The organism is Enterobacter sp. KBR-315C3_2022 (genome assembly GCF_041399425.1).
In the GTDB taxonomy this organism is placed as follows: domain Bacteria; phylum Pseudomonadota; class Gammaproteobacteria; order Enterobacterales; family Enterobacteriaceae; genus Enterobacter.
In genome coordinates, this window is sequence record NZ_JBGKEB010000027.1 from 1 (window position 1) to 26,327 (window position 26,327).

Annotated in this window: 36 protein-coding genes; 35 read left to right on the forward strand and 1 reads right to left on the reverse strand. The window is 54.6% G+C overall.

Annotation, left to right across the window (positions count from 1 at the left end; all coding sequences use genetic code 11):
- The first annotated feature begins 79 nt into the window (after nucleotides 1-79).
- The 18 genes from AB8804_RS20250 to AB8804_RS20335 all read left to right on the forward strand — a co-directional run bounded on the left by AB8804_RS20250 (nucleotide 80) and on the right by AB8804_RS20335 (nucleotide 12,876).
- Nucleotides 80-760 (forward strand): DNA methylase, encoded by a 681-nt coding sequence (locus AB8804_RS20250; RefSeq protein ID WP_371189729.1) that lies wholly within the window; start codon nucleotides 80-82, stop codon nucleotides 758-760.
- Complete coding sequence (locus tag AB8804_RS20255) at nucleotides 757-981, forward strand: hypothetical protein (RefSeq protein ID WP_371189730.1); 225 nt, start codon at nucleotides 757-759, stop codon at nucleotides 979-981. Before AB8804_RS20250 ends, AB8804_RS20255 begins: the two co-directional genes overlap by 4 nt.
- Before the next feature lie 48 nt (nucleotides 982-1,029).
- Nucleotides 1,030-1,446 (forward strand): DUF1380 family protein, encoded by a 417-nt coding sequence (locus AB8804_RS20260; protein WP_371189731.1) that lies wholly within the window; start codon nucleotides 1,030-1,032, stop codon nucleotides 1,444-1,446.
- A 372-nt stretch (nucleotides 1,447-1,818) separates the two neighbouring features.
- The gene (locus tag AB8804_RS20265; protein ID WP_371189732.1) at nucleotides 1,819-2,598 is read left to right on the forward strand and encodes a hypothetical protein; all 780 of its coding nucleotides are present in this window, start codon (nucleotides 1,819-1,821) and stop codon (nucleotides 2,596-2,598) included.
- A 402-nt stretch (nucleotides 2,599-3,000) separates the two neighbouring features.
- Entirely contained in the window at nucleotides 3,001-3,507 is a 507-nt protein-coding gene (locus tag AB8804_RS20270) for an antirestriction protein ArdA (protein ID WP_371189733.1), read from the forward strand.
- A 41-nt stretch (nucleotides 3,508-3,548) separates the two neighbouring features.
- Nucleotides 3,549-3,740, forward strand: coding sequence for a hypothetical protein (locus AB8804_RS20275; protein WP_371189734.1), 192 nt, complete (start codon nucleotides 3,549-3,551; stop codon nucleotides 3,738-3,740).
- A 166-nt stretch (nucleotides 3,741-3,906) separates the two neighbouring features.
- Nucleotides 3,907-4,167 carry a DNA polymerase III subunit theta gene (locus AB8804_RS20280; protein ID WP_371189735.1) on the forward strand — a complete coding sequence of 87 codons (261 nt, stop codon included), beginning with the start codon at nucleotides 3,907-3,909 and terminating at the stop codon, nucleotides 4,165-4,167.
- 786 nt (nucleotides 4,168-4,953) lie between these two features.
- A complete protein-coding gene (locus tag AB8804_RS20285) occupies nucleotides 4,954-5,184 on the forward strand; it encodes a DUF905 domain-containing protein (RefSeq protein WP_371189736.1) in 231 nt (76 codons plus the stop codon).
- A 73-nt stretch (nucleotides 5,185-5,257) separates the two neighbouring features.
- Complete coding sequence (locus AB8804_RS20290) at nucleotides 5,258-7,258, forward strand: ParB/RepB/Spo0J family partition protein (protein WP_371189737.1); 2,001 nt, start codon at nucleotides 5,258-5,260, stop codon at nucleotides 7,256-7,258.
- Between the two features lie 42 nt (nucleotides 7,259-7,300).
- Nucleotides 7,301-7,732 (forward strand): conjugation system SOS inhibitor PsiB, encoded by a 432-nt coding sequence (gene psiB, locus AB8804_RS20295; protein WP_371189738.1) that lies wholly within the window; start codon nucleotides 7,301-7,303, stop codon nucleotides 7,730-7,732.
- Complete coding sequence (locus tag AB8804_RS20300; RefSeq protein ID WP_371189739.1) at nucleotides 7,729-8,457, forward strand: plasmid SOS inhibition protein A; 729 nt, start codon at nucleotides 7,729-7,731, stop codon at nucleotides 8,455-8,457. Before psiB ends, AB8804_RS20300 begins: the two co-directional genes overlap by 4 nt.
- Nucleotides 8,454-8,777 carry a theronine dehydrogenase gene (locus AB8804_RS20305; protein WP_371189740.1) on the forward strand — a complete coding sequence of 108 codons (324 nt, stop codon included), beginning with the start codon at nucleotides 8,454-8,456 and terminating at the stop codon, nucleotides 8,775-8,777. Before AB8804_RS20300 ends, AB8804_RS20305 begins: the two co-directional genes overlap by 4 nt.
- A gap of 572 nt (nucleotides 8,778-9,349) precedes the next feature.
- Nucleotides 9,350-9,745 (forward strand): ammonia monooxygenase, encoded by a 396-nt coding sequence (locus AB8804_RS20310; protein WP_371189741.1) that lies wholly within the window; start codon nucleotides 9,350-9,352, stop codon nucleotides 9,743-9,745.
- A 60-nt stretch (nucleotides 9,746-9,805) separates the two neighbouring features.
- Complete coding sequence (locus tag AB8804_RS20315) at nucleotides 9,806-10,093, forward strand: hypothetical protein (RefSeq protein WP_371189742.1); 288 nt, start codon at nucleotides 9,806-9,808, stop codon at nucleotides 10,091-10,093.
- Between the two features lie 47 nt (nucleotides 10,094-10,140).
- Nucleotides 10,141-10,497: a hypothetical protein gene (locus tag AB8804_RS20320; RefSeq protein WP_371189743.1), complete on the forward strand. Its 357-nt coding sequence runs from the start codon at nucleotides 10,141-10,143 to the stop codon at nucleotides 10,495-10,497.
- A gap of 85 nt (nucleotides 10,498-10,582) precedes the next feature.
- Complete coding sequence (locus tag AB8804_RS20325; protein WP_371189744.1) at nucleotides 10,583-10,846, forward strand: hypothetical protein; 264 nt, start codon at nucleotides 10,583-10,585, stop codon at nucleotides 10,844-10,846.
- 42 nt (nucleotides 10,847-10,888) lie between these two features.
- Complete coding sequence (locus AB8804_RS20330) at nucleotides 10,889-11,719, forward strand: N-6 DNA methylase (RefSeq protein WP_371189745.1); 831 nt, start codon at nucleotides 10,889-10,891, stop codon at nucleotides 11,717-11,719.
- A gap of 626 nt (nucleotides 11,720-12,345) precedes the next feature.
- The gene (locus AB8804_RS20335) at nucleotides 12,346-12,876 is read left to right on the forward strand and encodes an antirestriction protein (RefSeq protein WP_371189746.1); all 531 of its coding nucleotides are present in this window, start codon (nucleotides 12,346-12,348) and stop codon (nucleotides 12,874-12,876) included.
- A gap of 48 nt (nucleotides 12,877-12,924) precedes the next feature.
- Here the strand turns inward: AB8804_RS20335 and AB8804_RS20340 are convergent, their stop codons facing one another.
- Nucleotides 12,925-13,401 carry a transglycosylase SLT domain-containing protein gene (locus tag AB8804_RS20340; RefSeq protein WP_371189782.1) on the reverse strand — a complete coding sequence of 159 codons (477 nt, stop codon included), beginning with the start codon at nucleotides 13,399-13,401 and terminating at the stop codon, nucleotides 12,925-12,927.
- Nucleotides 13,402-13,911: 510 nt separating this feature from the next.
- Between AB8804_RS20340 and AB8804_RS20345 the strand changes: the two genes are divergently transcribed.
- From AB8804_RS20345 to traW, 17 genes are all read left to right on the forward strand, one after another.
- Entirely contained in the window at nucleotides 13,912-14,289 is a 378-nt protein-coding gene (locus AB8804_RS20345) for a conjugal transfer protein TraM (RefSeq protein ID WP_371189747.1), read from the forward strand.
- A gap of 305 nt (nucleotides 14,290-14,594) precedes the next feature.
- A complete protein-coding gene (locus tag AB8804_RS20350; protein WP_371189748.1) occupies nucleotides 14,595-14,855 on the forward strand; it encodes a hypothetical protein in 261 nt (86 codons plus the stop codon).
- Nucleotides 14,856-15,124: 269 nt separating this feature from the next.
- Nucleotides 15,125-15,634, forward strand: coding sequence for a hypothetical protein (locus tag AB8804_RS20355; protein WP_371189749.1), 510 nt, complete (start codon nucleotides 15,125-15,127; stop codon nucleotides 15,632-15,634).
- Nucleotides 15,634-16,290: an isoprenoid biosynthesis glyoxalase ElbB gene (elbB, locus tag AB8804_RS20360; RefSeq protein WP_371189750.1), complete on the forward strand. Its 657-nt coding sequence runs from the start codon at nucleotides 15,634-15,636 to the stop codon at nucleotides 16,288-16,290. The genes AB8804_RS20355 and elbB overlap by 1 nt, the downstream gene beginning before the upstream one ends.
- A gap of 780 nt (nucleotides 16,291-17,070) precedes the next feature.
- Nucleotides 17,071-17,268, forward strand: a complete 198-nt coding sequence (locus AB8804_RS20365) for a TraY domain-containing protein (protein WP_371189751.1) — start codon at nucleotides 17,071-17,073, stop codon at nucleotides 17,266-17,268.
- A 400-nt stretch (nucleotides 17,269-17,668) separates the two neighbouring features.
- Nucleotides 17,669-18,073: a type IV conjugative transfer system pilin TraA gene (locus AB8804_RS20370; protein WP_371189752.1), complete on the forward strand. Its 405-nt coding sequence runs from the start codon at nucleotides 17,669-17,671 to the stop codon at nucleotides 18,071-18,073.
- A gap of 19 nt (nucleotides 18,074-18,092) precedes the next feature.
- Nucleotides 18,093-18,398, forward strand: a complete 306-nt coding sequence (traL, locus tag AB8804_RS20375) for a type IV conjugative transfer system protein TraL (RefSeq protein WP_017694217.1) — start codon at nucleotides 18,093-18,095, stop codon at nucleotides 18,396-18,398.
- An 18-nt stretch (nucleotides 18,399-18,416) separates the two neighbouring features.
- Nucleotides 18,417-18,986, forward strand: coding sequence for a type IV conjugative transfer system protein TraE (gene traE / locus AB8804_RS20380; RefSeq protein ID WP_371189753.1), 570 nt, complete (start codon nucleotides 18,417-18,419; stop codon nucleotides 18,984-18,986).
- Entirely contained in the window at nucleotides 18,970-19,746 is a 777-nt protein-coding gene (traK, locus tag AB8804_RS20385) for a type-F conjugative transfer system secretin TraK (RefSeq protein ID WP_371189754.1), read from the forward strand. The genes traE and traK overlap by 17 nt, the downstream gene beginning before the upstream one ends.
- Entirely contained in the window at nucleotides 19,739-21,097 is a 1,359-nt protein-coding gene (locus AB8804_RS20390; RefSeq protein ID WP_058655884.1) for a TrbI/VirB10 family protein, read from the forward strand. Before traK ends, AB8804_RS20390 begins: the two co-directional genes overlap by 8 nt.
- A 38-nt stretch (nucleotides 21,098-21,135) precedes the next feature.
- Nucleotides 21,136-21,474: a hypothetical protein gene (locus AB8804_RS20395; protein ID WP_371189755.1), complete on the forward strand. Its 339-nt coding sequence runs from the start codon at nucleotides 21,136-21,138 to the stop codon at nucleotides 21,472-21,474.
- A gap of 26 nt (nucleotides 21,475-21,500) precedes the next feature.
- Nucleotides 21,501-21,746, forward strand: coding sequence for a hypothetical protein (locus AB8804_RS20400; RefSeq protein WP_371189756.1), 246 nt, complete (start codon nucleotides 21,501-21,503; stop codon nucleotides 21,744-21,746).
- Nucleotides 21,747-21,821: 75 nt separating this feature from the next.
- Nucleotides 21,822-22,409 (forward strand): type IV conjugative transfer system lipoprotein TraV, encoded by a 588-nt coding sequence (traV, locus tag AB8804_RS20405; protein ID WP_371189757.1) that lies wholly within the window; start codon nucleotides 21,822-21,824, stop codon nucleotides 22,407-22,409.
- Between the two features lie 2 nt (nucleotides 22,410-22,411).
- A complete protein-coding gene (gene traC, locus AB8804_RS20410) occupies nucleotides 22,412-25,027 on the forward strand; it encodes a type IV secretion system protein TraC (RefSeq protein ID WP_371189758.1) in 2,616 nt (871 codons plus the stop codon).
- Complete coding sequence (trbI, locus tag AB8804_RS20415; protein WP_371189759.1) at nucleotides 25,009-25,491, forward strand: type-F conjugative transfer system protein TrbI; 483 nt, start codon at nucleotides 25,009-25,011, stop codon at nucleotides 25,489-25,491. Before traC ends, trbI begins: the two co-directional genes overlap by 19 nt.
- Entirely contained in the window at nucleotides 25,484-25,699 is a 216-nt protein-coding gene (locus AB8804_RS20420; protein ID WP_032713693.1) for a TraR/DksA C4-type zinc finger protein, read from the forward strand. Before trbI ends, AB8804_RS20420 begins: the two co-directional genes overlap by 8 nt.
- Nucleotides 25,699-26,325 carry a type-F conjugative transfer system protein TraW gene (gene traW, locus AB8804_RS20425; RefSeq protein WP_371189760.1) on the forward strand — a complete coding sequence of 209 codons (627 nt, stop codon included), beginning with the start codon at nucleotides 25,699-25,701 and terminating at the stop codon, nucleotides 26,323-26,325. Before AB8804_RS20420 ends, traW begins: the two co-directional genes overlap by 1 nt.
- Nucleotides 26,326-26,327 lie beyond the last annotated feature (2 nt).

A 26,327-nucleotide genomic window follows, 5' to 3' on the forward strand; every position in this document is an offset into this window, starting at 1 on the left:
CCCTGCATTCTCCGCTTATCGCCCGGCTGTCGTATCGGCACGGCGCAAAGGGTGCCGCATTCAGCAAAGGAGAAACATCATGTCCCGATTCGTCCTGGGTAATTGCGTTGACATTATGGCCGGATTCCCTGATAAGGCCGTCGATTTCATTCTGACAGACCCGCCATACCTGGTTGGTTTTCGCGACCGTTCCGGGCGCACTATCGCGGGAGACAAAACCGACGAGTGGTTACAGCCAGCCTGCAATGAGATGTACCGCGTGCTTAAAAAAGACGCGCTGATGGTGAGCTTCTACGGCTGGAATCGAGCCGATCGCTTTATAGCTGCGTGGAAAAATGCCGGGTTCAGCGTGGTTGGTCATATTGTCTTTGCCAAGACGTACACATCAAAGTCCGCCTACGTCGGATACAGCCACGAATGCGCCTACATACTGGCAAAAGGCCGCCCGCCGCTGCCGGAAACCCCGTTGCGCGACGTGCTGGACTGGAAGTACACCGGCAACAAACATCACCCGACGGAGAAGCCGGTATCGAGCCTTCAGCCGCTTATCGAGTCCTTTACCAGACCTGGTGGCATTGTGCTCGACCCCTTTGCTGGCAGCGGCTCTGCCTGCGTGGCCGCACTACAGGCAGGGCGGCGGTACATCGGTATTGAGCTGCTCGAACAGTATCACCGCGCGGGCGTTCAGCGGCTGGCCGCCGTTAAGCGCTCGATGTGTCTGCCTGCCGCCAACGGTGACTGGCTTCCGGAGGCCGCATGACCAACTACGCCGGAAACGAAGCGCTGCGGGCCGACGTTGCCGCCCTGGCAAACAGCATGTGCGACCTGCGCGCAACGCTCAACGCGCTGGAATCCCGCTATCGCTACGACGCGGAGAACCTGGCGGAGCGCCTGGCCCGCCAGACAATTTGCCGCATCAACGCGCTTTACCTCGAAGCATACCGGCAGGCGCTGGAGCTGGACGCCAGCTTTAAAGACTGAAACGGGCGGGCGCAAACGCCCGTCAGACGATGAATCTGGAGATTTAGTATGTACGGAACACGCGAAGAACTTTGTAACAGGCTCGAAACTATGTTCACCGCCGATGAGCCGCTGGTCCTCCTTGTCTGGACCGAAGAGGCGTTCTGTGTCGCCTGTAGAGAACTGGAGTTAAAGCCGGAGCCTGCCGAAATTCAGGGCCTGATGGAAGCGACCGGCAATACGGATATGGCCGTTTATCGCCGGGAAGGGGTGACAAATTCAGGCATCTGCGACCTTCTGGAACGACACCGCGAGGCCGTTGCTCTTGAAGTCAGCGTTCCCGCGGTGCTGCTCAGGCGCGTACTGCGGCGCCAGGAGGGCGATCTGGAAAATCTTATCGGGCAGGCATGGGAGGCCGGTCGCCCGACGCCTGAATGCCTTAAACAGGCGCTGCACGATGTCAGAGTGCTGATGGAACGGATCTGATGCAGGCCACAGGGCCGGGAGCAATCCTGGCTCTGCTCTGCCGGTCCTGCAAAGCAAAGGATGTCGCCGGCTCCGCTTATCAGGCCGCGCCGTTACGCGGCGGGCAGGTACGCCGTGCCTCCACTTTAGCCGTGCTGCGTCAGAGACAAGGGAAGCTGGCGCCGTCACTCTCACCCGGTCGCAGTTTTTTAAAGGCCATATCCGCCGTCTTTCCGTCGTTTTCCGGCTCATTTTTTCGCCGTCAAACCGTCCAGCCTGCTCCTGCTTTTTTACTGCGCTGCGGCTTCGGTGACGCCCTTGTTTCTGCCGCTGCCGCACGGCTGTCGTATCGGCACGGCGCAAAGGGTGCCGCATTTGAGAAAGGAGATCGTCATGAATACCGCATACCGTTTCATTCACCGTCACACCCGAAACACCCTCATCGCGCGCGGCTGGCCAGCAGAGATGGATATTCAGACCCGCCTCAGCTACTCGCAGGGCGACGGCGTGGCGTTCTACGGCTCCCTGACGGCGGCGCAGCTGGTTCATCTCCTGCCGGAAATTGCCCTGCGCGGCCTGATGGACGACAGGAACATGCGCGAACTCGTCGATGAAGTTGCGGGCAGTCGCCTGAGCGTTCGCCTGTACCCAAACAGGCTGAGCCGCCAGTATGCGCACAGCGGCACAATTTCGCTGGACTACAACGATTCACCTGACGGACTGAGCGAGCGCCACGCCGTGATGCTCATGAAGGCGCTGCGGGCTGAAATCAATCACGTCTGCGGCTGCGTGGCGGCGGCGGGCTATCGCGTGCTCGAGGCGTTTTCACCGTCTGAAGAGCCTCTTCTTGTCTGCCGGAAAACCCGAAATTTCACGCTCCGTATCGTTGAGGATGAACCGGAGGAAGACGCCGATACGTGGGATAACGAGGCTGTCGACAGGCTGCTGCTCGCTATTCTCGACGGCAATATTACCTACCGCACCATACTGATCCAGATTGAGGCGCACGGGCTGATGCTCGCGCAGAACACCGTCCGGTACGCATGGCGTAAGGACGGACTGCCCGTGCGCAGGTGGTTTGACCGAAGCTGGCTGCGCGTGGCGGTGCGCGATGCCAGAGAGGAGGTGCAGGTGCTTCTGGGGGCGCTCTCCTCGCTGCGGCCTGCCATCTGACGCTGATGCGGGGCACGTGCCCCGCATGTCCGGATATGCAAAACGGATGTCGCGCGCTCCGCTGTACCGGCGCGACCTCCACGGTGTTACGGCCGCGCAGTGAGTCACGTTCGTGCGGCCTGCGGCAAACGCCGTGCCTCTACTCTGGCCCGACCGCTGCGACTGCAAGGGTCCGCTGCGCCGACATCCTCGCCCGGTCGCAGTCATTTTCTGATGTCAGTCGCCGTTCTTCCCGTCGTTCTCTCGCTCAGTATTCGCTCGATAACCGTACAGACCGTCTCCGCTTTTTTTCTGCGCTGCGGCCTCCGGTGTCGCCCCTGCATTCTTCGCTTTTCGTCGGGCTGTCGTGTCGGCACGGCGTAAGCCGGAACTCAGACGACATCGACTATAGAGGATTTTTTTATGCGCACTATGACCGCCACGCCTGCTGTTTACGTGGGTACCTACCATAAATACAACTGCGGCAGCATTTTCGGCAAATGGTTTGATCTGACGGAGTTTGACGGCAGGGAGGATTTTTACGAGGCCTGTCAGGCACTGCACGCCGATGAATGGGATGCCGAGTTTATGTTCCAGGATTGTGAAGGTATCCCGTCGCAGTTCGTCTCTGAAAGCTCCATTGACTGGGATTTTATCGCCGCTTACAAACGCGCCGAAGAAGAGAGCAGGGAAGCCGCTTTTATTGCCTGGGCGGAGTATACCGGCGAGTGTGACTATGACGCGTTTGATGATGCGTACCGCGGCGAGGCGGAAAGCGAGGAGGACTATGCGCGGGAGATGGTTGAGGACAACGACCTGTTAAATGAGGTGCCGGAGCCGTTGCGCAGCTATTTCGATTTTGAAGCCTGGGCGCGTGACCTGTTCAGCAGCGGCTATGTGTTCCATGACGGTTATGTCTTCAGCAACTGATTAGGACGGGCAGGGGGAACCCTGCCCGCAGGGAGATTTACATGAAACTCGACCAACAGACCCGCGACATCCTGCGCCAGTACAAAGCGCTCATTAATGCCCGCCGCCGTGATTCCGGCCAGCGGGAGCTGACCACCGCGCAGGTGGTTGATGAAATCTGCTACTACATGACCTGTCAGTGTGCGGTGTATATCGGCGGGCACTTCATCCTGCAGGGCGGAAAGGGGGAGTGATGCTCCGGCAGGCGGTGATGCCGCCTGTCAGCCCGCGCGCAAAACCCTGCAGGCTCGCGCCTGCGGGGCAAGGACATGCGCCGCGCTTCGCGCCGCTGCCCGTCCTTTTCCCCTGCACTGGACAGGCGTACACTGGTCGCTCATTTCCTCTCCTGTGGAGTTTTCAGTGTCTCAGTTCAACATTGCAGCCAAATCGAAAGATGAACAGGACAAAGTCGCTGTGGACCTGTTGGCTTCTGCTGTCGCGTTCAAAGAGCGTATGAATATGCCGGTTGTGCCTGAAGTCGTGGCCAGAGAGCAGCCGGAGCATCTCAGAGAATATTTTATGGAGAGGGTGCGTCATTATCGCCAGCTCAGCATGCAGCTGCCGAACGCAAACGATCCGAAGTATATCGAGATGGCTGAAGCAAACGGTAAGCCGAAGTGAGCCATCAGAAGCAGACAAGAAAAATCAGATTCTTTCGCCTGATTTTAAGCTTACAACTAAAAGGGTTATAAAGTAAGTTATTCACGTAATACCCGTGGTCGCATGTATACCCATAATATTTTTGTTATACGCGTTTATTTAGAGTGTTCGCCGGGCTTGCCCAGTTTTTTTAGCATGGGCGTCCGGGCGGGCTGTCATGCTTCGCACAGAGCCTGCTGCGCCGTCTCTGCCCGGGCCTTACGCGCCCTGCGGTCTCTTCAGGCCAGCGGGTTTCCATCCCATGACGCAACATCCCCCGCTTGCAGCAGCCGTTCCGGCTGCGCCGCTCAGTCGCGCCGTTTCCTGCGCTTCCGGCATGTCATCGATTAACACCAACGGCATCGATGCCATGTAAGGCGCAACGCCGTTTCGCCGCGCGCGGCTTCCCGTCATTGCGGCGTGCCCCTGCTCATCCTCAGGATGTGCTCTCTCCCGTCTGAGTTCCTCCTCCGGGTGCTGATAACCCCACAGTCCTCCTGGCTGTCCAGGGACGGCCCTGCCTTTCGCAATAAATTTCCCCCGGCCATTACGCTTTGCTCCATTAGACCGGAATAAATTTCCCGCTCACCCCGGACATCTGCCTCGGCCGGTGGCGTTCACGCACCTGCGGCGAAGGTTCTCAAACGGGTGAGGTGTTTTATCCCCGGGATGGTTCAGCAGGCTCCCGCAAAACGTCAAAACCGCGGCTCCCGAAACTCAACGGGTGACGGGTTTTAAGGGCAAAAAAGGTTCAGAAGGAGGTTTTCAATGAGCGAGGCGGTGGCGGTCTTACCCGATGACACCTTTACCCGAGAACAGGCTGAGGCCGTTGCGGCGCAGTACGCCAACGTGGCCATCGAGGACGATTGGGGAACGCATTTTCGTCTGGTCGTGCGTAAGGACGGGGAGATGGTCTGGCGCACGTGGAACTTCGAGCCGGGCGGCACGTTCTGGCTCAACCGTTATATCCGCGACTACGGTATCCGCAAGGCGCTGTAGGCAGTAAGAAGGTGCCCTGCCGGAGGGGAAACTCCGCAGGGCCGGACAATCATCAATCAGTGAGGTATCAACTATGTCAGTAACCGATGTTAAAACAAAAGCACCCAAAAAAGCGAGCACAAAAAAAATCACGAAGGCGCAGGAAGTTACCCTGAAGGCCGCCCTTGAGGCCGCTGCGGTTGAACATGTTCCGCTGTCCGAACTCGTCAAATCCCCGCTGAACGTGCGCATCATCCCGTATTCCGTGGACAGCGTTCGCGGACTGGCCGACTCCATTGAGGCGCTCGGGCTGCTCCAGAACCTGATCGTTCACACCCTCGGAGACGGCAAATCCGGCGTCGCCGCAGGTGGCCGCCGTCTGACCGCCCTGCAGTTGCTGGCAGAAGAAGGTCGTCTTACTGCCGATCACACAGTGATGGTTAAGCGCGTTTCTGACGACATTGCCGCCCTTGCCTCCGTGGCCGAAAACGAGCAGCGCGCCGCCATGCACCCCGCCGAGCAAATCTCCGGTTTCCGCACGCTGGCAGAGCAGGGCAAAACCCCCGCGCAGATCGGCGACGCGCTCGGCTTCGGCTCCCGCCACGTCCAGCGCATGCTGAAGCTGGCTAATCTATCCCCCTCACTCATGGAAAAGCTCGCGCAGGACGAACTGACCGTTGAGCAGTGTCAGGCGCTCTGTCTCGAGGATGACCACACCCGTCAGGTTGAGGTATTAGAAAGCGTGAAAGCCAGCTGGTCGAACGCACCCGCGCACCTGATTAAGCGCGCCATTACCGACACCGAGATGCGCACCGATAACGTTAAGTTCCGGTTCATCGGACGTGACGCCTACGAGGCAGCAGGTGGGTATCTGCGTGAAGACCTCTTCAGTCAGGAGGACGGCGACGGTACGGCTGACAGCGTGCTGGTTGAGCGTCTGGTGCAGGAGAAGCTCGAGCGTATCGCGCAGGACATTCAGCAGCGCGAGGGCTGGACGTGGAGCCGCGGACGCGCAGCCCGCATCTGGTACCACGGCGAAGACGGGAAAGAGTTCGTTCAGCCCGACGAACCCGATGCGGTTTACACCCCCGAACAGCAGCAGCGTCTTGACGAACTGCACGAGCAGTGGAACGGCTACGATTCCCGCAGTGACGAGACGGACGCGCTGGAAGCCGAAATTAACGCCATTGAACAGGCTGGAGAAATCAGCGCGTGGACCGATGAAATGAAGTCAGGGGCTGGCGTGATGGTCAGCCTGTACGAAGGGCAGGTGTACGTGCAGCGCGGCATTCGCCTGAAGGCCGACGAGCCGGAAGAAACGGAAGCAAGCAGCAGCGATGCCACGGTGCCGTTCACCTCACGCCAGACGGATGCCGCAGAGGGGATCAGCGTCCCGCTGCTCACGAAAATGTCCTCTGAGCGAACTTTAGCGGTACAGGCCGCGCTGATGCAGCAGCCTGAAAAAGCGGTGGCGCTGATGGTCTGGCGCCTGTGTACCTGCGTCTTCTCGGGATGTCTGACCACGACGCATCCGTTCCGCATCAGCCTGACCGTGTCTCACGGCAGCCTCACGGAGAATGCCCCGTCAGGTAAGAGCGGCGCAGCGTTTGAGATGCTCATGACCGAAAAAGCGCGCCTGATAGCCCTGCTTCCGGAAGGCTGGGAGAAGGACTTCACTACCTTTTTTGCACTCGACGGCGCGGTGCTGATGTCGCTCATGGCATTCTGTACGGCGTGTTCGGTCGACGGGGTGCAGACCCGCGATATGGGGCACACCTCACGCAGTCCTCTCGATACGGTTGAGGCGGCAATCGGGTTCCACCTGCGCGACTGGTGGCAGCCGACGAAGGACAATTATTTCTCCGGCCTGAAGCACCCTCAGATTGTCACCTCCCTGAAAGAGGCGGGGCTGACGGGCGCGGCGGGTGACGCGGAGAAGATGAAGAAGGGCGATGCGGCAGCGCATGCAGAGCACTTTACGCAGCACACCCGCTGGGTTCCGGCATGGCTGAAAGGACCAGAGCCAGCGGTTGAATCCGGTGCTGACGACGCGGCTTCAGATACCGACACCACCAACACGGCACACGCCGCCTGATAACGGAGAGCCGCCCTGCGGGGCGGCAATAAGGAGATACCCATGCAAACTGTTCTGACCCCCGACGTTCTGAAAACAATGTCCCACGATGAGTTCGAGGACTGGCGGGACAGCTGCGAAGACTACCGCCGCGAACTGACCCACGCCGTCATGCGTGACCTGTCCTGCCCTGATAGCTGGGACATGAACGGCGAGTACCGCAGCGAGTTCGGTGGCTTCTTCCCCGTGCAGGTGCGCTTTACGCCCCCGCACGGCAACTTCCACGTAGCGGTATGCAGTCCCGGTGCCATCAGTCCCGTATGGATGATGGTGTTCGTGCCTGCCAGCGGTCGCCCGTTCTCCGTAGTGCGCACCCTGAAGGGCTACCAGCCGGAGCTTGTCAGCCACACCCTCAGCCTGACGGCGCGTCTCGATGCGGACGGCTACTCTCAGGCCAGCATCATCAGCATTCTGGCATCGGAGGGCGCGGCATGATCCCTTTACATCTCTCCCTGGTGCCCTTCAGCCCTGAGCGGCGCGCCGCGATGGAGGCCATTGCGGAGGCTGAAAGCAGGCGCTCACGCGGCGCGGTGTCGGCTCCGTATCCGTATGCCAGCGCTTTTTTCCGGCAGCTCACGGGCAGCACGCGCATCACGCTCAGGGAGATACGCCTGTTCGCGCCGGTGCTGACCGCGCAGGAGCTGCGGGGCGGCAGGGACAGCTGGCTCAGTGCCATCGATGCCATGATTGAAAGTCGCGGGACGCGTTGCTGGCTTCCACTTCCTGTCGGTGCCGGACAGCGCCTCTTTCCGGAGGTGGCCTTTCAGCAGACCGAGCGGGTTCGCTGTCAGGACGCCCTGCGGGATGAAAAATACACCCGCCAGCGGCACAAAGAACGGTGTCAGCGTGAACGGGCTTACCAGGCGCTGGCGGGGCAGGCGGAAATCGAGCTGGCCTTCCACACGCCGGAAACGGTCGGGAGCTGGAGCGCGCGCTGGTCGGGGACTGACCTGCGCCAGTACGACCTGGAGGAGATGTTCTGGCGCTGGAGCGAGCGTTTTCCGTCGCTGGAGCCGATGGAACGCTGGATGATGGAGAGTAAGCCTTTCTGGACGGTGATGGTTGAAACGGGGGCGCTGGCGCGGGAAAGCCCGGAATCTGTCAGGCAGCTGGAGCGCTGGATTGTCCCGAACAAGCTGACAGCACGGGACCAGGCATGAAATGGCGTTACTCGCTGCGCTGGAAGCGTCCCGGTCCCTGTCCTGGTCAAGCTGAACTGGCGTCAGAAGTGGTGGAGGCAGGGAAGCCCGCCCCTGAGTCCGTGATGTCACTGTGGGTGGCTGGAGCCGGATATGCTGTCTGCGTTGATTTTCTGTATGAACGGCCGATCAGGCGCTGGAGCGACGAGCGAAAGGCGGCAACCCGTCGACGGAATCTGGAGCGTCGTGTTAACAGGATCGCTCCCCTGTTTGCTGATGAACTCATTGGGCGGGAACTGACGGCTCGGCCTGACTATTTTCGGGGAAAGTCGCCTCGTTGAGTCTGATATCATACCCTGCCAGACATACGGTCGGCAGGGTGCTTAAAAGGAATAATGCCGCGCCACCACTGCAAGAATGCTGGTGATGCTGGCCTGGCTAATGAACTGGCTGGTATCACTGAAACGGCAGAACACGGGCGTCGTTCCTGACGGGACACGGCTGTCGTGAACAGAGCCAGCAAGCTGTCTCTGCCCTCCGGGCGTCCATCCTGACGCAACGTCAACCCCTGCGCTTGCTGCGTCCGTAAACGGACGCGCCGCTTCACCCTGTCGGCAATAAAAATGCCGACAGTCCTCTGACGCCCCGTCGTTCCGCCGTGTCGGGTGTGTTCATCCTCTCCACATACCTCTGGTGAGCCCTCTCCCGTTAAGTCCCCCGGCAGAGGGCTTGTCGTAGCACCGCCGTGTCGTCATCCGAAGGGTGAAATGAACTCCGCCAAAACTTTTTGCGAAGGACCGCAAAAACTTTTGTCTCCGCCCTTCTCCTGCCGCCCCGCCGTCGCTCCTTTGCCCTTTGCCGCCAGGGAACTCACCGAGAGATGGATTAACCACCAGATAAGAGGAAAAGCAGAATGAACACACAGAACGTCAACGTCAAAACCGCCACCAAAGAATCTTCCGAAAGATGGGGTACAGACCTGAAAGCGCGTCTGGCCTGTGTTATCGCAGAACAACGAGCTTACCTGCTGGAGCTTTGCCAGATCTGGAATCTCCAGCTTTCAGAGAACGACGAGGCGGAAGAGGTCTGCAACATCCTGTGCGCCATGAGCAAAAACGTATGGAACGAGGGCGTGACCGACTGGCACACCGACAAGCCGCTTCTCTCATTCCACATCGCCCAGCCGTGGCTACAGGCTAAGGCTCAGGCCGTGCGGTTATACGGTGAAACAGGTAAGGCGGCATGGGCGTATGCGAACAAGAGCCTGAAGGACTGCATGGCCTTTGAACGCGCCATGCTCACGCAGTAACCATCCTTTAATTTCAACCGTGGCGGCAGAAAATGCCGCCAGCGACGACGGAGAGACATCATGAGCAAAGGCAACCTAAACGACACATTCTGCTTCGATGCATGGGAGAAAAGCGCGCTGGGCGAACTTCAGACCCTGCAAAACAGCGTCAGCAAAGCCCTGTTCAAGTATCAGTGCAACGCCGATAAAACGGCGCTGGGCGAGTCTGCCGTGCGCTACATGGGCGAACTCAGAACCGCCGTGACGCGCATCATCAAAGCCACGCCAGCCATTCAGCAGAAGGTCGACGACATTGCCGACATGCTGCACCTGATGGCGCACTTTTCCGGCATCACGTTCGACCAATAACCACCACGGCGAAACATAAGCGCCACTAACCAGAAGGAGACATAACCATGCATTTACACCTGACTGAATCCAGCGCCGAAGCGGGCATTCACGCGACCAGCGAGGCCGAGCGCGCGTACTGGCTGAGCCGCGAAAGGTCATACGTTACCGCGCCCGTTGAAATCGACGTGACCGCGTTTCACGAGGCGGCGGGGCGCATGTACCCGATGAACTGGCAGTGCAACACGGCGCAGGACACGGAAACCTTCATGCTTCAGGAGATGATTTGCGGGAACGTCACGGAAATCTATGTGCGCTGCGGTCTGCGCTATTTCCGTATGCAGGACTACAGCAACACGAACCACGCCGACATTGTGCTCAAAGTTAAGGAGGTGTTCAGCCCGAAAACCACAGGCCAGAAATGAAAAAGGCAGACTTTCGTCTGCCATATCCCGCCGGATTGATTCGCCTAGGAACGATGAATCCGGCATTCACTAAAAGGAATTTGCTATGCAATTCAGTGAAGTTTCGATTGTTACACCGACCGCCCTGTATGTCCAGATCTGCGCGGCAGAAAATCAGCCCGTCAGAAAGCAGGTGCGGATCAAGCGCGGCGTAATCGCACCGGAGGCACTCAGTCCCGAAATGCGGGCGCTGGGCAGGCATATCGCAAAGTGCCGCAAAAAGGGGCGCGCCGTTCGTATTCCTGCCATGCGCGGGAGCGAGTGGGGGCAGGTGTTACGCACGCTCGAGCTAAAGCGGGCATTTAACTGACGAAGGAGCCGCCCCGCAGGGGGCGGCATTTAAGGAGGAACGATGTCTCAACTCAGTTTTGCCAGCTTCTTTGACCAGGCGAAAGAGGCCGCACCCGTCATGCCCGTGAAGCGCGCACTGCCCGCCGTGAACGCGCAGACGATGCCGCACCGGATGATGACCATCGAGGACGCCCGCCGCCAGTTTGTCGCCGTGTTTATGGACACTGCGCGCAATCTGCGCCGCTGGGAGGTATTCAGCGACTTTATCACCCTGGCGGCCAGCGAGCTTGATATGGCGCGGATCAGAACGCCGGAGAACATAGAGCGCAGCCGTGAAATCTGCGCGAAGTACTCTGAGAGCGATATCAGCAACCTGCACGCGCTTTTCGGCCTGATGGTCTGCGCGCTGGAGGCGAAATTCCATGACTTTCTCGGCGCGATCTTCATGGAGCTTGAGCTGGGCGACGACCGGAACGGGCAGTATTTCACGCCCTATAACGTCCAGTCACTGATGGCGAAGCTGCTGATGCCGGACGTCGACGAAACGATACGCCGCGAAGGATTCGTGACCGTCAGCGATCCGGCAAGCGGCGCGGCGGGGATGATTGTGGCGTATGCGGAATATCTGCTCGAAGCGGGCTATAACCCGTCTGAGCAGATGTTCGGGAGCTGCATCGATATCGACCCGATCGCAGCGGATATGGCGTTTATTCAGCTTTCCCTGCTGGGTATCCCCGCCGAGGTGGTCACGGGCAATACGCTCACGATGCAGCTTAGCAGGGTACGTTATACGCCCGTGTACTACATCAACAACTTTGAGAAGCGCCTGGACGATCAGCGCCGTATAGCTGCCATGCGAAAATTTTTGCAGGGACTCACGCAGGCCGCGTAACGGTATGCAGGGCAGGGGTTAACCCTGCCTTTTGTGGCATCAAAGGCCGCGCGCCTGCGGCGCAGAATAAAGCAGACTGCGCTGACGCGCTGCCTGCATTATTCCGGCGCGAGGTTGTCTGAAGTTCCTGTCTTTTGGTTAGCTGATTACTATTCTTCATTCTCCTGCTGGCGATGGTCTTTATTATTCTGTCGCTGATATGGATATTATCCTTTTTTTTCCGGGCGTCGTCCCTGAAGGGACACGGCTGTCGTGAACGGAGCCGGTAAACCGTCTCCGCCCTTCGGGCGTCCATCCTGACGCAAATTCAAATTCACGCTTGCTGCATCCAGAATGGATGCGCCGCTTTCACCGTGGCGGTAATAAATTACCTCCACTCTGAAGCCCGTAACGGTAATTCGTCTTACGCCGATTTTCCGTTACGGGATGTGTGCATTCTCCTGGTGTGACTATCGCCCGATTTCATCAGTTCGCGGAGGGCTGCTTTTAGCATCAGCCAGAAAGGAAATAAAGGGGTATATAAACGCTGCGCGCCCCTTTATTTCCTTTCTGTCAGCTGCTCATTGCCCTTCGCCGCTCAGTGATGAAGTCGAACGATGTAATAACCCAATGAGGAGAAAACCAGAATGCACACATTAAACGTCAAAACCACCACTCGTGAATCAGACGAACAATTTAAAATCGATGAACGCCAGCGCTACTCTGTTACAGATGGCGATGAACGTCTTGATTTTATTCCTGCGCTCTTTTTTACTCCTTCTGCTGATAATATGATTGCCAGCTGGTTACGTCAGCATTCAGATTATGATGGCGGTTTCTGGAATTACTGGATTATTCCGCAGGGCACTGGCGGAAACGTGGCTCCGAACTGTGTCAGATTCACAACCGGGCAAACAGGATATATCGCACCGGAAGGAGAACAGCGCTATAACATGGTTATTCCTGGTAATTACTTTGAAGAAGAGGTCAGTGCTGATGCTGCCGGAATTATTGCCACGCTGATGATCATGAACTGGTTGTCATGGCAGGTCGCAGATATGGGGCCTGAATACTCGAAAGTCTGTAAACACCTCGTCGCTCGTCAGGATGCACTGAAAGACTACATCAGTATCATAAAACACCCTGAAGTAGATTTAATTTATCGGGCTATTGATTGACGACATAAATACTGGATGAATAAAAAAGACCTCCTGTTGAGGTCTTTTTTATTGTTTCGGGAGAAACTGCTTTGCATTTTTATTTTTCTTTATCGCCCGATATGTTGCCTCGATTTTTCTGGCATAGACATATCTTCTCTGCGCCTGTTCTTCTGTTTTCCGGAAACCTGCATTATACGCCCCCACGGCCTGCCAGCTGACTCCCCACTTTTTGAATGCAATTGCAAGATAGTAAGCCCCGGTGTAGATATTCATACATGGGTCGGAAATAAGGTGCTCCGGTTTTATTCCATAACGAGCCAGTTCGTTAAAGTGCTGGGAGTCCACCTGCATAAGTCCGGAGCCAAAGCCCGAAACAGGATTGTAGCCTTTAATGTCTGTGCGGAAGTTCGATTCATTCCAGGAGATTGCCCGAAGCAGATCTGGATCTATATGATAATCTCTGCCAGCCATATCAAAACAATCTGCATTAGCATTCTGAGCGGCTATCAGTAGTAATGCTGCCAGAAGTAGATTCCTCACTATTATTTCCCTGTGATGTGTTTTAGATGCTCTGATGATCACATTATTACCTGCTCTCAGGCAAGCCAAATATGGCCGAGAATTACTCTATTGATGCCTGTGCTAATACGCTTCTCCGGTAGTTTCGTTCTCACACCCTACGCAAAATTCCATTTCGCAGGATTGTCCTTTTATTACAGTGACTTATCGATTAAATGTTTTTGCATTTTAGGCTCTGCCGCTTAAATGGAGCCCACTAATGTGGGCTTAGTGTGGGCTAAAGATGTGCTGATTCATGGTCTATTAGTGGTCACTCTATGATTTTAAAAGGAAAATTGTATTTGTGGGCTGGTTGTGGTCTTTTGAGGAGCTGTATGTGGTCATTGTTTAATGATCTGATTTTATTTGATTTAAACTCTTGAATGGGCTGGTTGTGGTCGTATAATGGTCTTATTGTGGTCTGTGTGTGTTTTGTACACGACCACAAGCGTGGTCTGATTTGACTGTGTAGTGAACATACGGAGAAAATGAACGGTGCCCAGAATTCATATTTATGCCAGCCAGAAGACAATAGACGGGATCAATGATCTGGTGGATGAAGGCCATGCAAATGGTGCCACCCTTTCCGAGGTGAATAAATCCAGTGTGGCAGCAGAACTGCTGGAGATCGGTTTACGTGTAAAGCGTATGAAAAAAAAGAAAGAAGCTGAAGGCGATTCCCCGGAAGACATTTATCGACAGGAATTATTTAGCGAATGTGTCAAATCAAGACTGGTCTCTCAGCAACTACTGAAGTTGATGTTCGATCTGCAGGATATAAAAAATGAGAGCAGAAATAACTATGACAAACTGGTTGACTGGCTGAAAAACCAGACGGATTCAAGGATTGAATCAGTTTTGGGGAAAGAATAGGTTTTATTAAGATTTTTCCGTGCTGAGTTACAACTCTGTCGGGAAAAATAGTTACTGGCGCTTTTAATTTAATAGTCCTATTGGTTTGTCGTTGTGGGGATTTCATGGAGGGTTTTTAGATAATATAAATGTGTTAAACGCAGGTCAATTTTTGAGAAAAATTATCCTGGTTTTTCAGAGGGTTTATGGTATATTCTTTATGTGACATGAGCTAAATGTCGCAGAAAATTTAAATTAGCGCTCACACAGAGGGTTGCCCCCCTCTGCATGAGCTAACCACAAGCCAACTTTACAGGAGTATGGTCATGGCTACACTCGATCCTACTGGATTTTCTGCAATCAGGGAAGGTTTTCCTTCACTTTCGGATGCTGAATTTAACGTTATCTTTTTCTATGCATGCGGCGCCTCTCTGGATGAAATGTCTGTTTCTCTTCATACAACAAAGCCAATGATTAAAAAAAGGCTTAATTCAAGTAAGATCAAACTCAGTTTAGAATCAGTTCAGGCTATTCGTACTATTGTTAATATTAAGCTAAATCTGGCTATTTTGAATAAACTTAGTTAATTATAAAACGTCGATTTGTTATTGAATCGACGTTTTACTTATTGTCGACGAATATCCCACATTTCCTTTTGCAGGAATTTTCTTATAAAATTCTCCGGGCCAGTATTCTTCTCAGTTAAATGCTTTACTATGATTTGTCGTGATCTTTATCACAATTCGTTTGTTTTTTTATTTTCATTCTTGCCTGCATTTTTATCTTGTGATAACGCTTTAGATGCTGGGGTTTATTAAGCAACTTTGTTTTAGGACACTATATTAAGGATGTTATAGTGAAAATAATTAAGGTGTTAGCATTAGCAGTGTTTGGGATAGTAGGAGTTGCAGGTTGGTATCAATATGATGCAGTACTTCGCAAGCCAATTGTTTCAAGAACGGTCGATAATTTGTCCTCAAACATGACAATCAATTATGTCAGAGCGATGGTTTGGTATCATTCCAGAGGAAAGTTACAAGAGCTTCGTTCTATACTACTTAATGATGATTTGAGCAAGCGAGAGCGTATTGAGATAAGAATTAAAAATATGCTAATGCATCGTTCATCTGCTTATATACGAGAATTTAACACTTTAAAGACACCAGTTAAAAGTTTGGGGGACTGGTATCAAAATAATTTCGATTTTGACAGTTTCCTTAAGGATGTGTATGAAATAGTTTTCGACCCGGGGCTGAATGTTGATGATAAAGTCCGTAATATCACGGATATTATGGAGGAGTATCAAAATATAACGAACCGGAAATTGCTAGAGACGTTAAATAAAATAAAGGGAGGTTCTGCCTGATGGCTAACAGAAAAGTAGCGATAATCCTGTCTGGATGTGGTGTGTACGATGGTTCTGAAATCAATGAGGTTGTTCTGACAATCCTTTCACTTGAACTCAGAAACGTTAGTTATCAATGTTTCGCTCCGAATATTGAACAATATCATGTAATTGATCACCTTAAAGGAAAAGATATTTCTGAATACAGAAATGTGCTTGTTGAATCAGCAAGGATTGTAAGAGGAAACATAAGCAATCTTATGGAGTGTAATCCAGATAAGTTTGACGCGGTTATCGTTCCTGGGGGCTTTGGTGTGGCAAAAAACCTGTCCAATTTTGCTTTCAAGGGGGCTAATCTAGAAATAAACTCTGAATTGCTTACAATCCTGAAAGAGTTTAAAGACAGAAATAAACCAGCAGGGTACATGTGTATTGCCCCTGTACTCTTGCCTTCGGTATATGGTTCTGGCGTGATTTTAACCATAGGTAATGACGCTGATACCATTTCGCTGGTACATGAAATGGGAGGGGTACATAAAACTGCAAATGTAGATGAGGTTGTTATAGATCAAACCTGTAAGGTGGTATCTACTCCTGCATACATGTTAGCCCAGTCTGTATCGGAAGCTTATGCTGGTATAGATAAACTAGTTGAGGAAGTTATCAAGCTGAGTTAACAGATGTGTTTATTCTTATGACATTAATAGAGGTTCTTCTTTACGCACTGCTAATGGCGCTACTCTATCATGAAGGGGCAGAAGAGGATGAAAGTAAATGTAGACCTTCTATTACTTATGACAAGGAGAACCGTCAGGTTCTCCTTGATGGGCGTTTTATAGTGACAACGTTCAGGAACTGTTCGCTTAATCGTACATTGTTCGAGTACCTTTATTCAAATCCTGGCCGAAAAATTACTTTTGAGGAGCTTGATCGTGAAATCTTCAAGGGAAGAAGCATAAATCTTGCGAAAATGGGGGACGCAATGGGTTTTAAATGCGAGCTTCGAAGGCTATTGTTTACGTGTGAAGCTGACACCATCACGTATCACCCTGATAAATTGTCAAGATGCAATGGCCCGTTGAAAATTACTTGATACCACAAGGGTACTGATGAAAAGTCGGTAATAACGACTCGCGTCAGTACCCTTTTTGCTGATTTTAATATTATTATGTGACGAACGTCACGTTCCGAATTCCTAGGGCTAGTTCTGGTCTCGTTCTGTTACTTTCCAACTTCTTCCGACTCGCTTTTTGGGTCTTCCTTTGCCCCTTTTATACCGATATTGTGAACTCAAAATTACCTCTATCCTTACTCTGTTCTGGTTGAGGCAGGGTGACTAAAGTTACCTTTACACAGGTTATTTTAGGTAGATAATACCTATTGTTGTGTATAGGTCTGGGACGTGAGTAAGAAGATTTCAGTAAATAGACACGATATGAATAGGTAACGGAAGATTTATGATGGAAGTAAGTAATGAAAAGGAGTACTTGTCTGTTTTCATAAATGTACAGCTTAGTAAGAAAGCCAATGAGCTTTTAACTAAGGCTGCAGGGCGAGCAGGCAGAACAAAACGTAAGGAGGCGATGTTACGCCTAGAAGATCATCTTCTACATTTTCCAGATATCGCTTCAACTGGTAAGCGTTTCACTGAGTGAAGTATCTGATGGTCCTTATTCGGTGGTGAGTTTTTAATATCAATCAGTAAATCAGTTTTATAGCAGTCGTAAATACACTTCATAGTTCCAGTTACAGCCAGGGAGGCCGTCATCAATACATCAATATCCATATGATTTTCTTTTGTCTCCTCAATTGAGGTGACTGGTTTTTCTTTGAATTTATTTTGTGCTTTTTATTTTCGGGTTCCCGGAGGGATTCTTTTTGCCCAAAAACGGTTCGGTCTTAATTAAGACCACGACAGGAGTGATGCCCTGGGGCGGTAGCATGTCTGAAGCCTGATTATATTAATTAGATGTTTCCCCGCTGCATCTTCATTGCGGGTGCAGCGGGGGTATTTCTGCCCAAAATAACGTCTATTTTTTTAAAAGGAAAGTAACGATGGCTGATATTTCAGTGATTGAAAGCGGGGCTGTGCCTTCCCGCCCAAAAAACAAATACGGGTTGTTATCACGCATGGTCTCTGCGGCGAAAGCTGTGCCGTCGCTGATGAATAACCGTACCGCGAAGACGCTGTTTAAGTATGTGGCAATGCCGCTGGCATTATTTCTGGCGGCGCGCGGTATGGCGCATGCCGAAGACCTGACGGCGGCCGGCAAACAGGATGCGACGGATACCTTTGGTGAAGACTCCACCATGATGTACTACTTCATGATCGCGGAAGTGGTGCTGGTCTTCCTGCTGTACCTCAAATCACATAACCCGGCGACCTTCCTGCTTATCCCGGTGTTTATCGTGATTACCAAAATCATCTTCTCCATCATTTCTGCCCGCTCCGGGGGCTGATCGGCACGGAGACTGGTCAATGGATGAGGAACGCGCTTCGCGCTTCATGTTTCCTCAGACACTGACAGAGCAGACACGGCCCATTGGACTACCGATGGATGAGACAATAGCCCTGTTCGCACCGATGGGATGGGGCTTTTATACCGGTAAGTACGTTACCGGTCTGGTCATTGCCGTTCTGCTCTGGTTCTGTCTGAAGTATTTCAAAAAGGGGAGAGGAACCGACTGGCTGCTTAATGCCTGTTACTGGTACCTCCCGTCTTCACTCTTCAAAGGCATGTACAAAGTCATTCCCGATTCGTCATTCCGGCTGTGGCTGCGTTGATGACCAGGAGGTATTACCATGGACCTGAAGGCAAAGCGCCTGTCGGCCCGCTACACATCATTCATCTTTCTGCTGCTTCTGGTGTTCTTTGGTCTGAGTCTTGCCGGCAACCTGGTTGCCTGGTTGCGACTCGATACGCTGATTAACAGCCGTGAAGAGACCTATATCCCGATGGGGTTTGATACCCCGTTCACACTGACGCGCAACCGGATGGATGCGAACTATCTGGAGCAAACTGCCGAATCGCTGGTCTTCCTGCGCTACAACGTGTCGCCGGAATCGGTGAAAGCCAATCACAAAGCGCTGCTGCGCTTCTTTGATAACGAAGAGCGCCCTGCCATGCAGGAAGTTCTGGCCAGCGAAGCACAGCGCGTTATCGACAATAACGTCACCACCGCCTTTTACCTGTCCGGTTTCGACACCTACCCGGCTTCGGGGATCGTCGATATTCACGGAACAGTACAGCAGTGGATAGGCAATCGTAAGCAGCTGCCGGAAGACAAAACTATACGGATGGCACTGCGCTATCACCGGGGCATTACCACCATTCAGGATTTCAGGGAGCAGGTGGATGAAAAGAAAAAATAACAGGCATGGCAGTCACCGTCTGGCATTGCTGGTCAGTCTGCTCTGTCTGAGCGGCACTGTGCTGGCAGAGCCGGTGGCGATGTTACCAGTAAAAATCCTCGTTTCGCCGGAGAGCCAGGTCCGGGTAGCGATCAGCAATACCAACCCGAATCTGCTGGTTGTGCCTGGCGATAAGATTATCGCCGTGGACAGTGCGCAGGGGATGTTTCTGAATGACAATAAGGCGCTGGGGCAGGCCAACGGTGGCGTGCAGTTGATGACCGCCCAGACTACCCCATTCACCTTCTATGTTCGCACGGAGGGGGGACTGACCGTTTCCGTTATTGGTGTCCCGCAGAAACGGGATGGCCGGGTGCTGCAGTTTATCTCAAGCCGTCCGGTACAGCATGATGATGCGCGGCGCTGGGAGCAGTCTCAGCCGTATGTGCGCACCCTGATCTCTGTTCAGCAGGCAGTACTGAGCGGCGGCGTACCGAAAGGGTTTACCGAAGCACCTGTCGTGGCGGTACCCACATTTTCCCTGCCGGGCTGGTTGTCGGTGACGCCTCAACAAATGTGGAGCGGTGGTGGGCTTCGGCTCTATCGACTGACGGTGCGTAATCGTGGTGCCAGTGTGCTGGCTATACCTGAACGACTGTTTCAGGCACCAGGCGTAAGGGCAGTGATGGTGTTTCCGTTCAGTACCACGCTGATGCCCGGTACCGATACGCAGGTGTGGGTCACGGTCAGTAACGACGGGGAGGGGCAGGCTAATGGCTAACATTAACGTGCTGACCCGTCGCAAGCAGATGGCGGTGCTGATCGCCGTGGCGCTGGGATTAAGCGCTATCGGCGGTGTCGCCTGGTATATCGGTGCACCCTCAAAGGTGTCCCCCGGTAAGAGCCAGGCAAAAAAACCAGTACCGGATATGACCGGCGCGGTGACCTCCAGTACCTTCGGTAAAAAAGTCAGCGATACGGCGGTGGCGGACCTGCAGCATACCGCGAATCAAGCCGATAAAAAGCTGGCCAGCTTCGAGAATCAGCTCAATAAACTTGCCAGTGAAAACAAGGCCTACCGGGAAAAAATTCAGTCACAGGATGATGATATCAAACTGCTGCAGACGCAGATTGATGCCATGAACCAGGCAGGCGATAGCGGCAGCGGTCATGCGTCGCCTGGTCCGGGCACGCCAGCCGGCACCCTGCCTGTCGGTGGCGGTTCAGGCGCGGTCCCACCGCCAACCGCCTTTTACCCGGGCGTTCCCGGCAATCAGACGACGGTGAATATCGCCCCACAGCTGAATCAGGGGCTGTCCACCATGAGTATCGATTACGGCGAAAAAAAGGATGATGCACCGGCGCTGCCGTATATTCCGTCGGGAAGTTTTGTCGGCGCGACGGTCATTGAGGGGGCGGATGCTAACGCCTCCGTCACGGGTGAAAGCGCCTCGTCACCCATGCAGTTTCGTCTGACCGGGAAGGTGATTTTACCGAACGACGGGGAATATGACCTTCGGGGCTGCTTTGTAACCGCAGCTGCTTACGGTGATATCTCCAGTGAACGCGCGCTGCTGCGTACCGACCGTTTGTCCTGCCGTGTTCATGGCCACGTTATCGACCAGCCCTTCAAAGGACACGTCTCCTTTATGGGTAAGAACGGCATCCGTGCTGAGCCGGTCATCCGCAACGGCAAGATTGTTGGCTACGCCTTTGCCGGTGGTGCCATCGATGCAATGGGCAGCGCCATATCGAACGTCGGCTCAACCAGCGTTGGTCTGGGGGCGGCGAATACCGTCAGCGGTGGCGATGTTGCCCGCGCCGGTTTCGGCGGTGGTACGTCACAGGCAGGCAAAACCCTCTCAGATTACTTCATCAAACGCGCCGAGCAGTACCACCCGGTTATTCCGGTAGGCGCTGGTGTGCAGGTCTCAGTCGTCTTCCAGGAAGGTTTCCAGCTGCAGTATGCCGACGTGAAGAAGGAGAAGAAGCCCGCTGTATCTTCTCAGGAAAAAGCGACCGGTAACGGTATAACCATCACCAAAGAAGCGCTGCGCAACCTCAATCTCGGGGACTCGGTGGGTGCCATGAAGGACCAGATACAGGCAGGAATGCAGGAGTCGATGCGATGAAAATGTTATGGACAGGAGTCAGAGCGGGATGGCGGGCGATGCAATTTCACTACACGGGCCCCGGAGCGGCGTTGCACGTCATGGCGCTGACCGTCCGCTGTCTGCTGTGGTGGGTGATGGGCTGCATTCTATTGCTTATGGCCTATGGCGGACAGCTGCTGTTTTATCTCGAACAGATGCCGGAACGGGTGGCATCAACGATTCCGGACCTGCTGGCGGTGGTTCATGAGGTGGTGGTTCGCTGGCAGTGGCAGTGCATCACGGTACTGAGCTGGAGCCTGCCGCTGTTCTGTCTGTGGGTGACGCTTGTTCGATTTATTCCGGAGTATCCTGCCGGCACTGACCGTACCCGCATTCTGTTCAACCCGCGTCGTTAATTTTTCTTCCCCACTCAGGAGATTGTATGCGTAAACCACAACGCTATCCTCCGGCTTCGTTGTCTTCCCCGGAGCTGGCGCAACACATTCTGGATAACTGCACGACGTTTATCACGCCGGGCCAGCCTGCTCACCCATTCTGCCTGCAGGGTGAGCCGCAAAGTGGCCATACGATAGTTGTCGGGCGTACCGGTGGCGGTAAATCCGACCTCTGCGCCCGCGTCATGAATGATGTGCTTCGCCGTTCCGGTGACGGGCGCGCTGATAAGTGATAAGCGTCGCTTCATCGGCGCACCGGCGGCCATAAAAACCTTCACCCGCTGAACCTCTTTTTCTCAGGATAAATCATGAATAAATTCATTATGCCTTTACTGGCAGGCGCTGGCCTGCTCTCCGGCTGTGCCGGGATGAACTCTGACTTTGACTGTAATACTGTGGCCCATGACCGCTGCATCACCATGGAGCAGGCTAATCAGCAGGCGGCAGGGCGTTCGTCGTCTTCCCCGGTGATGTCCGGCGTTGATGGTGATGCGGGAAAGACGGACGCGGCTGTTGAGACCCTGCCGCGCCTTGCACCGGTTCCGGTCTCACCCTCACCGCTGACCGGTATTCAGGCGGCCACCCGTGATGCGGGTACGCGATCGGTAAGAACGACGACGGGGAGCCTGCTGCTGCCCGCGTCGCGCCCGGTTCGTCCGGATGTGGGAGGCCCGGCAGTACCTTCTCACCGGCCAGCCGTTTCTCCTGCCTTGCCGACGCCATCACCTGTCACTGAAGCCCAGCGCTATGCCGATACCGGGGTCAGTCAGCCTGTACGGGTCAATCCAACCACGGCTCGACTGTGGATTGCGGGCTGGATTGACCGGGATGATGTTATGCATCAACCGTCGGTCGTGTCTTTCGTGGTGAAGCCTGACCACTGGGCCGGGAGCTGAATATGGCCCTGCATGATGAATTGTTCCGTCGCCTGATGACCGACTGGCAGCGGAAGGACGGTGCCGCTAAAGCCGGAGAGGCGCTGGATGATATGGACTACCCTTCTCTGGTCAGCGTGCTGCCTTACCAGCATTACGATAAAGACAGTGGCCTGTTTGTAAACCAGAACACCATGGGTTTTATCCTCGAATGTACGCCGCTGATTGGGGCCAATGACGGTATCGTGGAGGCCCTGGACAACTTCCTGCGTAACAAACTTCCCCGTGAACAGCCGCTGAGCGTGCTCCTCCTCGGGAGCAAGTGCGTCAGCCATCTGCTGGATAACGGTCTGTCAGACATGGCCTGGCAGGGGGAGCAGGCAACGCGCTTTGACCATATTACCCGCGCGTTTTATGAACACGGTGCACTGTACGGACTGCCCAACAACAAAGGCTACCCGCTGTCGCTGCGTAACTATCGCCTCTTTATCAGCTACGCCGAGCCGTTGCGTCGTGATGTTGATGAATTGTTTGCCTCTCTGGGCCAGACGCTAAGTATCGTGCAGCAGTCGCTGTTTGCTGCGAACCTGCACTCTGAGGTGCTGGATGACCGGGGGCTGGTCGGGCTGGTCCGTGAAATTGTGAACTTCCGCCATGATCGCATCACGCCACCGACTGATGAGGTGGACCCGTATGAAGAGCTGAATGCCCAGTGTGTTGCCCGCTCCATCAATCTGAAAGTGACGCCGGATTGTCTGCACCAGAGCCAGTCCTCCGCAGAGGGGGGGCGGGTGAAAGCCCGCATCATGAGTTACATGCCGGAGAAGAATCCGGTGAAGTTTGCGCTGTGGCAGGGCGGGAACAACCTCAGCAATCTGCTGGACCCGACGTCGACGGTGCCGTGCCCCTTTGCTATCACGCTGACGACAGAGCTGGATGTTCAGGCGAAGAGTCAGAACGAAGCGGTACGCAAGTTTGCCACCAACGATAAGCGGGCAAACTCCCCGTTCGGTAAGTGGGTGCCGGGGGTGAAAAAGGCCGCCCGTGAGTGGGACGGCTTGCGTGAGCGACTGTCTACCGGGCAGTCGGCGCTGGCGCGCTACAGTTTAGGCGTCACGCTGTTCTGCGAGGATGATAATGATAAAGCCCTGATGTGCGAACTGGCGCTGCAGAATACCTTCCGCGCCAATGGCATTTCGCTGTGTTCGCCCACCTTTATGCAGCTGCGTAACTGGCTGTCGCTGTTTCCGTTCATGATGCCGGAAGGGTTATGGAGTGATATGCGCCGCAGCGGCGCGACGCTCCGGGCTGAGTCCTTCAATGTCGCCAATCTGTTGCCGGTGGTGGCGGATAACCGTATCTGCCCGAAAGGCGTGCCCATTCCGTCGTACCGTAACCAGCTCTCGTATCTGGACCTGTTCGACAGCAAGTCAGGGCTGGGTAATGACAACTATAACCTCGGGGTGTGTGGCACCTCCGGGGGTGGAAAGTCCTTCCTGATGCAGACCATCATCCGGCACATCCTTGACAGCGGAGGGCGGGCCTGGGTGTTCGATATGGGGGATTCGTACAAAGCTCTGTGCGCCAACGTTGGCGGGGTCTACGTCGATGCCACCGACCTCAAGTTCAACCCGTTTGCCGGTATCGTCAATATTGTGGAATCGGCAGAGAGTATCCGCGACCTGTTGCTGGTCCTCTCCAGCCCGTCAGGCAAGGTCGACGATACCGCCAAGTCTATTCTGCTCAACGCGGTACAGGCGGTCTGGGAAGGGGAGGCTCCGTCGAAACGTCGTGGCAACGCGGTGCTGATTGACGACGTCTCCGACCTGCTCAACGTCTGGACCACAAGTGAGAAGTACCGGGATACCACCACGGTCCGCAGTCTGATGGAAGAGATGGTGGTGTCGCTGCACAAGTATACCACCGGCGGTATCTACGGCGAATACTTCAACAGTCCGGAGCCGGCGCTCGATGACAACGTTCGTTTCTGCGTGCTGGAAATGGGGCGCCTCAAAAACAAACCTGACCTGCTGGCGGCCATTATGTTCTCGATGATGATTTATGTCGAGCAGCGGATGTTCCTGTCGCCCCGTGATGAGCGTAAGGCGGCTATCATCGATGAGGCCTGGAAGCTGCTGGCCAGCGAAAATAGCTTTATCGGTGGTTTCATCGAGAACGGCTACCGCACGGCGCGTAAATATGGCGGCGCCTATATCACCATCACCCAGGGGATTGAGGATTTTGACGGCGATAAGGCCAGCATCGCGGCGAAAGCTGCCTGGTCCAACTCGTCGTTCAAAATCATCCTGCGCCAGAACCGGGAAGCCTTCCGCAAGTACAACCAGAAGAACGAAGGGCAGTTCAGCTCATCGGAGCAGACCATCATTGAAGGTTTCCCTTCGGCCAAAGATGCGCACTTCAGCGCCTTTATGCTGCGCGTGGCCGGGCAGGTTTCGTATCACCGTCTGATCCTCGACCCGCTGAGCCGGGTGATGTTCTCGTCCGACGGCGATGATTTTGAGTTTCGTGAACAGTGCCTGAAGGAGGGAAAAACTGTCCATGAAGCGCTCTGGTTACTGGCCTGTAAAAAATACGCTAAGGAAATGGAGGTGCTGGAACAATGGCAGATACAGTCGTGAATCAACCGGATTCCCCTGAATTACAACCTTCTGCGGACGTTACTCCGGCAGACGGAACGCGTCATAACGTCGCTTCAACATCATCCCATCAACGTCTTAGTCGCCGTCGTCTGCGCTGTCTGGTACCGGTGGCCTGTGTCACCGCTTTTATTCTGGTCATGAATGCAGGCATCTCGATGTTGCTGGCGCAGTGGCAGCGACCGGAGACGGTGAGCTTCGATATGACCGGTACGGTGAATAACTTTATGGCTCAGGTGGCCGGGCGTCATCTCAGCAATGACGAGGTAAAAGCCACCACCGCGCGTTTTAATACTGCCCTCAATGCCTCGCTGACCGACTGGCAACGCCATCACGGCGCCGTCATCCTGGTGGCACCGGCGGTGGTGGGTGGTACCCGCGATATCACTGCAGATGTTCAGGCAGAGGTGGCGAACCGGATGGCTGAGGGAGAGAGCCATGAGTGACGAAGTCGATGTGGCCCAGGACGTTGTTGAGCTGACGAATACCGTGGCGGTGCTGGCTATCCGCCATCAGTTGCAGGCAGCGGGGAGCGAATATTGCCAGTCATGCGGTGAAACTATCCCGGAGGCCCGGCGTCTGGCGGCACCGTGGGCAGACACCTGCACGCCGTGCCAGAGCGTACTGGAGCACCGAAATAAGGTGGGCTACTGATGCATAAACGATACCTGACGTTGTTGTTCCTTGTCTGTCCACTGGTCGGGCAGGCAAAAGATCTGGGCTCATGGGGAGATGTCTGGCCGGTGCAGGAGCAGAGCTTTCTGGCGCTGATTCGGGATCGCCTGCAGGGTTTGCAGGATAACGGCCAGCTGGCGGAGCTGCAACAACAGTTCCAGGACCGGGTGGTGGAGCACACTCTGCGCCCGACACCGGTAGAAGGGCTGGTTACAGACACGCAGGCACATACGTCCTGGTATGACCCGACCTTTGTGGTTGGCCAGACGCTGGCCGATGCGCAGGGGCAGGTCTTTGCGCGTCAGGGCGATACCCTGAACCCGCTGGATACGCTGGCGCTGAATAGCACCCTCTATTTTATCGACGGTGATGATACGCGTCAGGTCGCCTGGATGAAGGCGCAAACCCCGCCCACGCCAACCTACAAGGTCATTCTGGTCAACGGCAATATCAAAAGTGCCGCCGATGCGCTGTCAGAGCGTATCTACTTCGACCAGCAGGGTGTCCTGACGAAGAAACTGGGTATTCACTACATTCCGGCGATGGTCAGTCAGGACGGTAAGCGCCTGAAAATTACTTCTGCAGCCATGAAGGAGGCAAAATAATA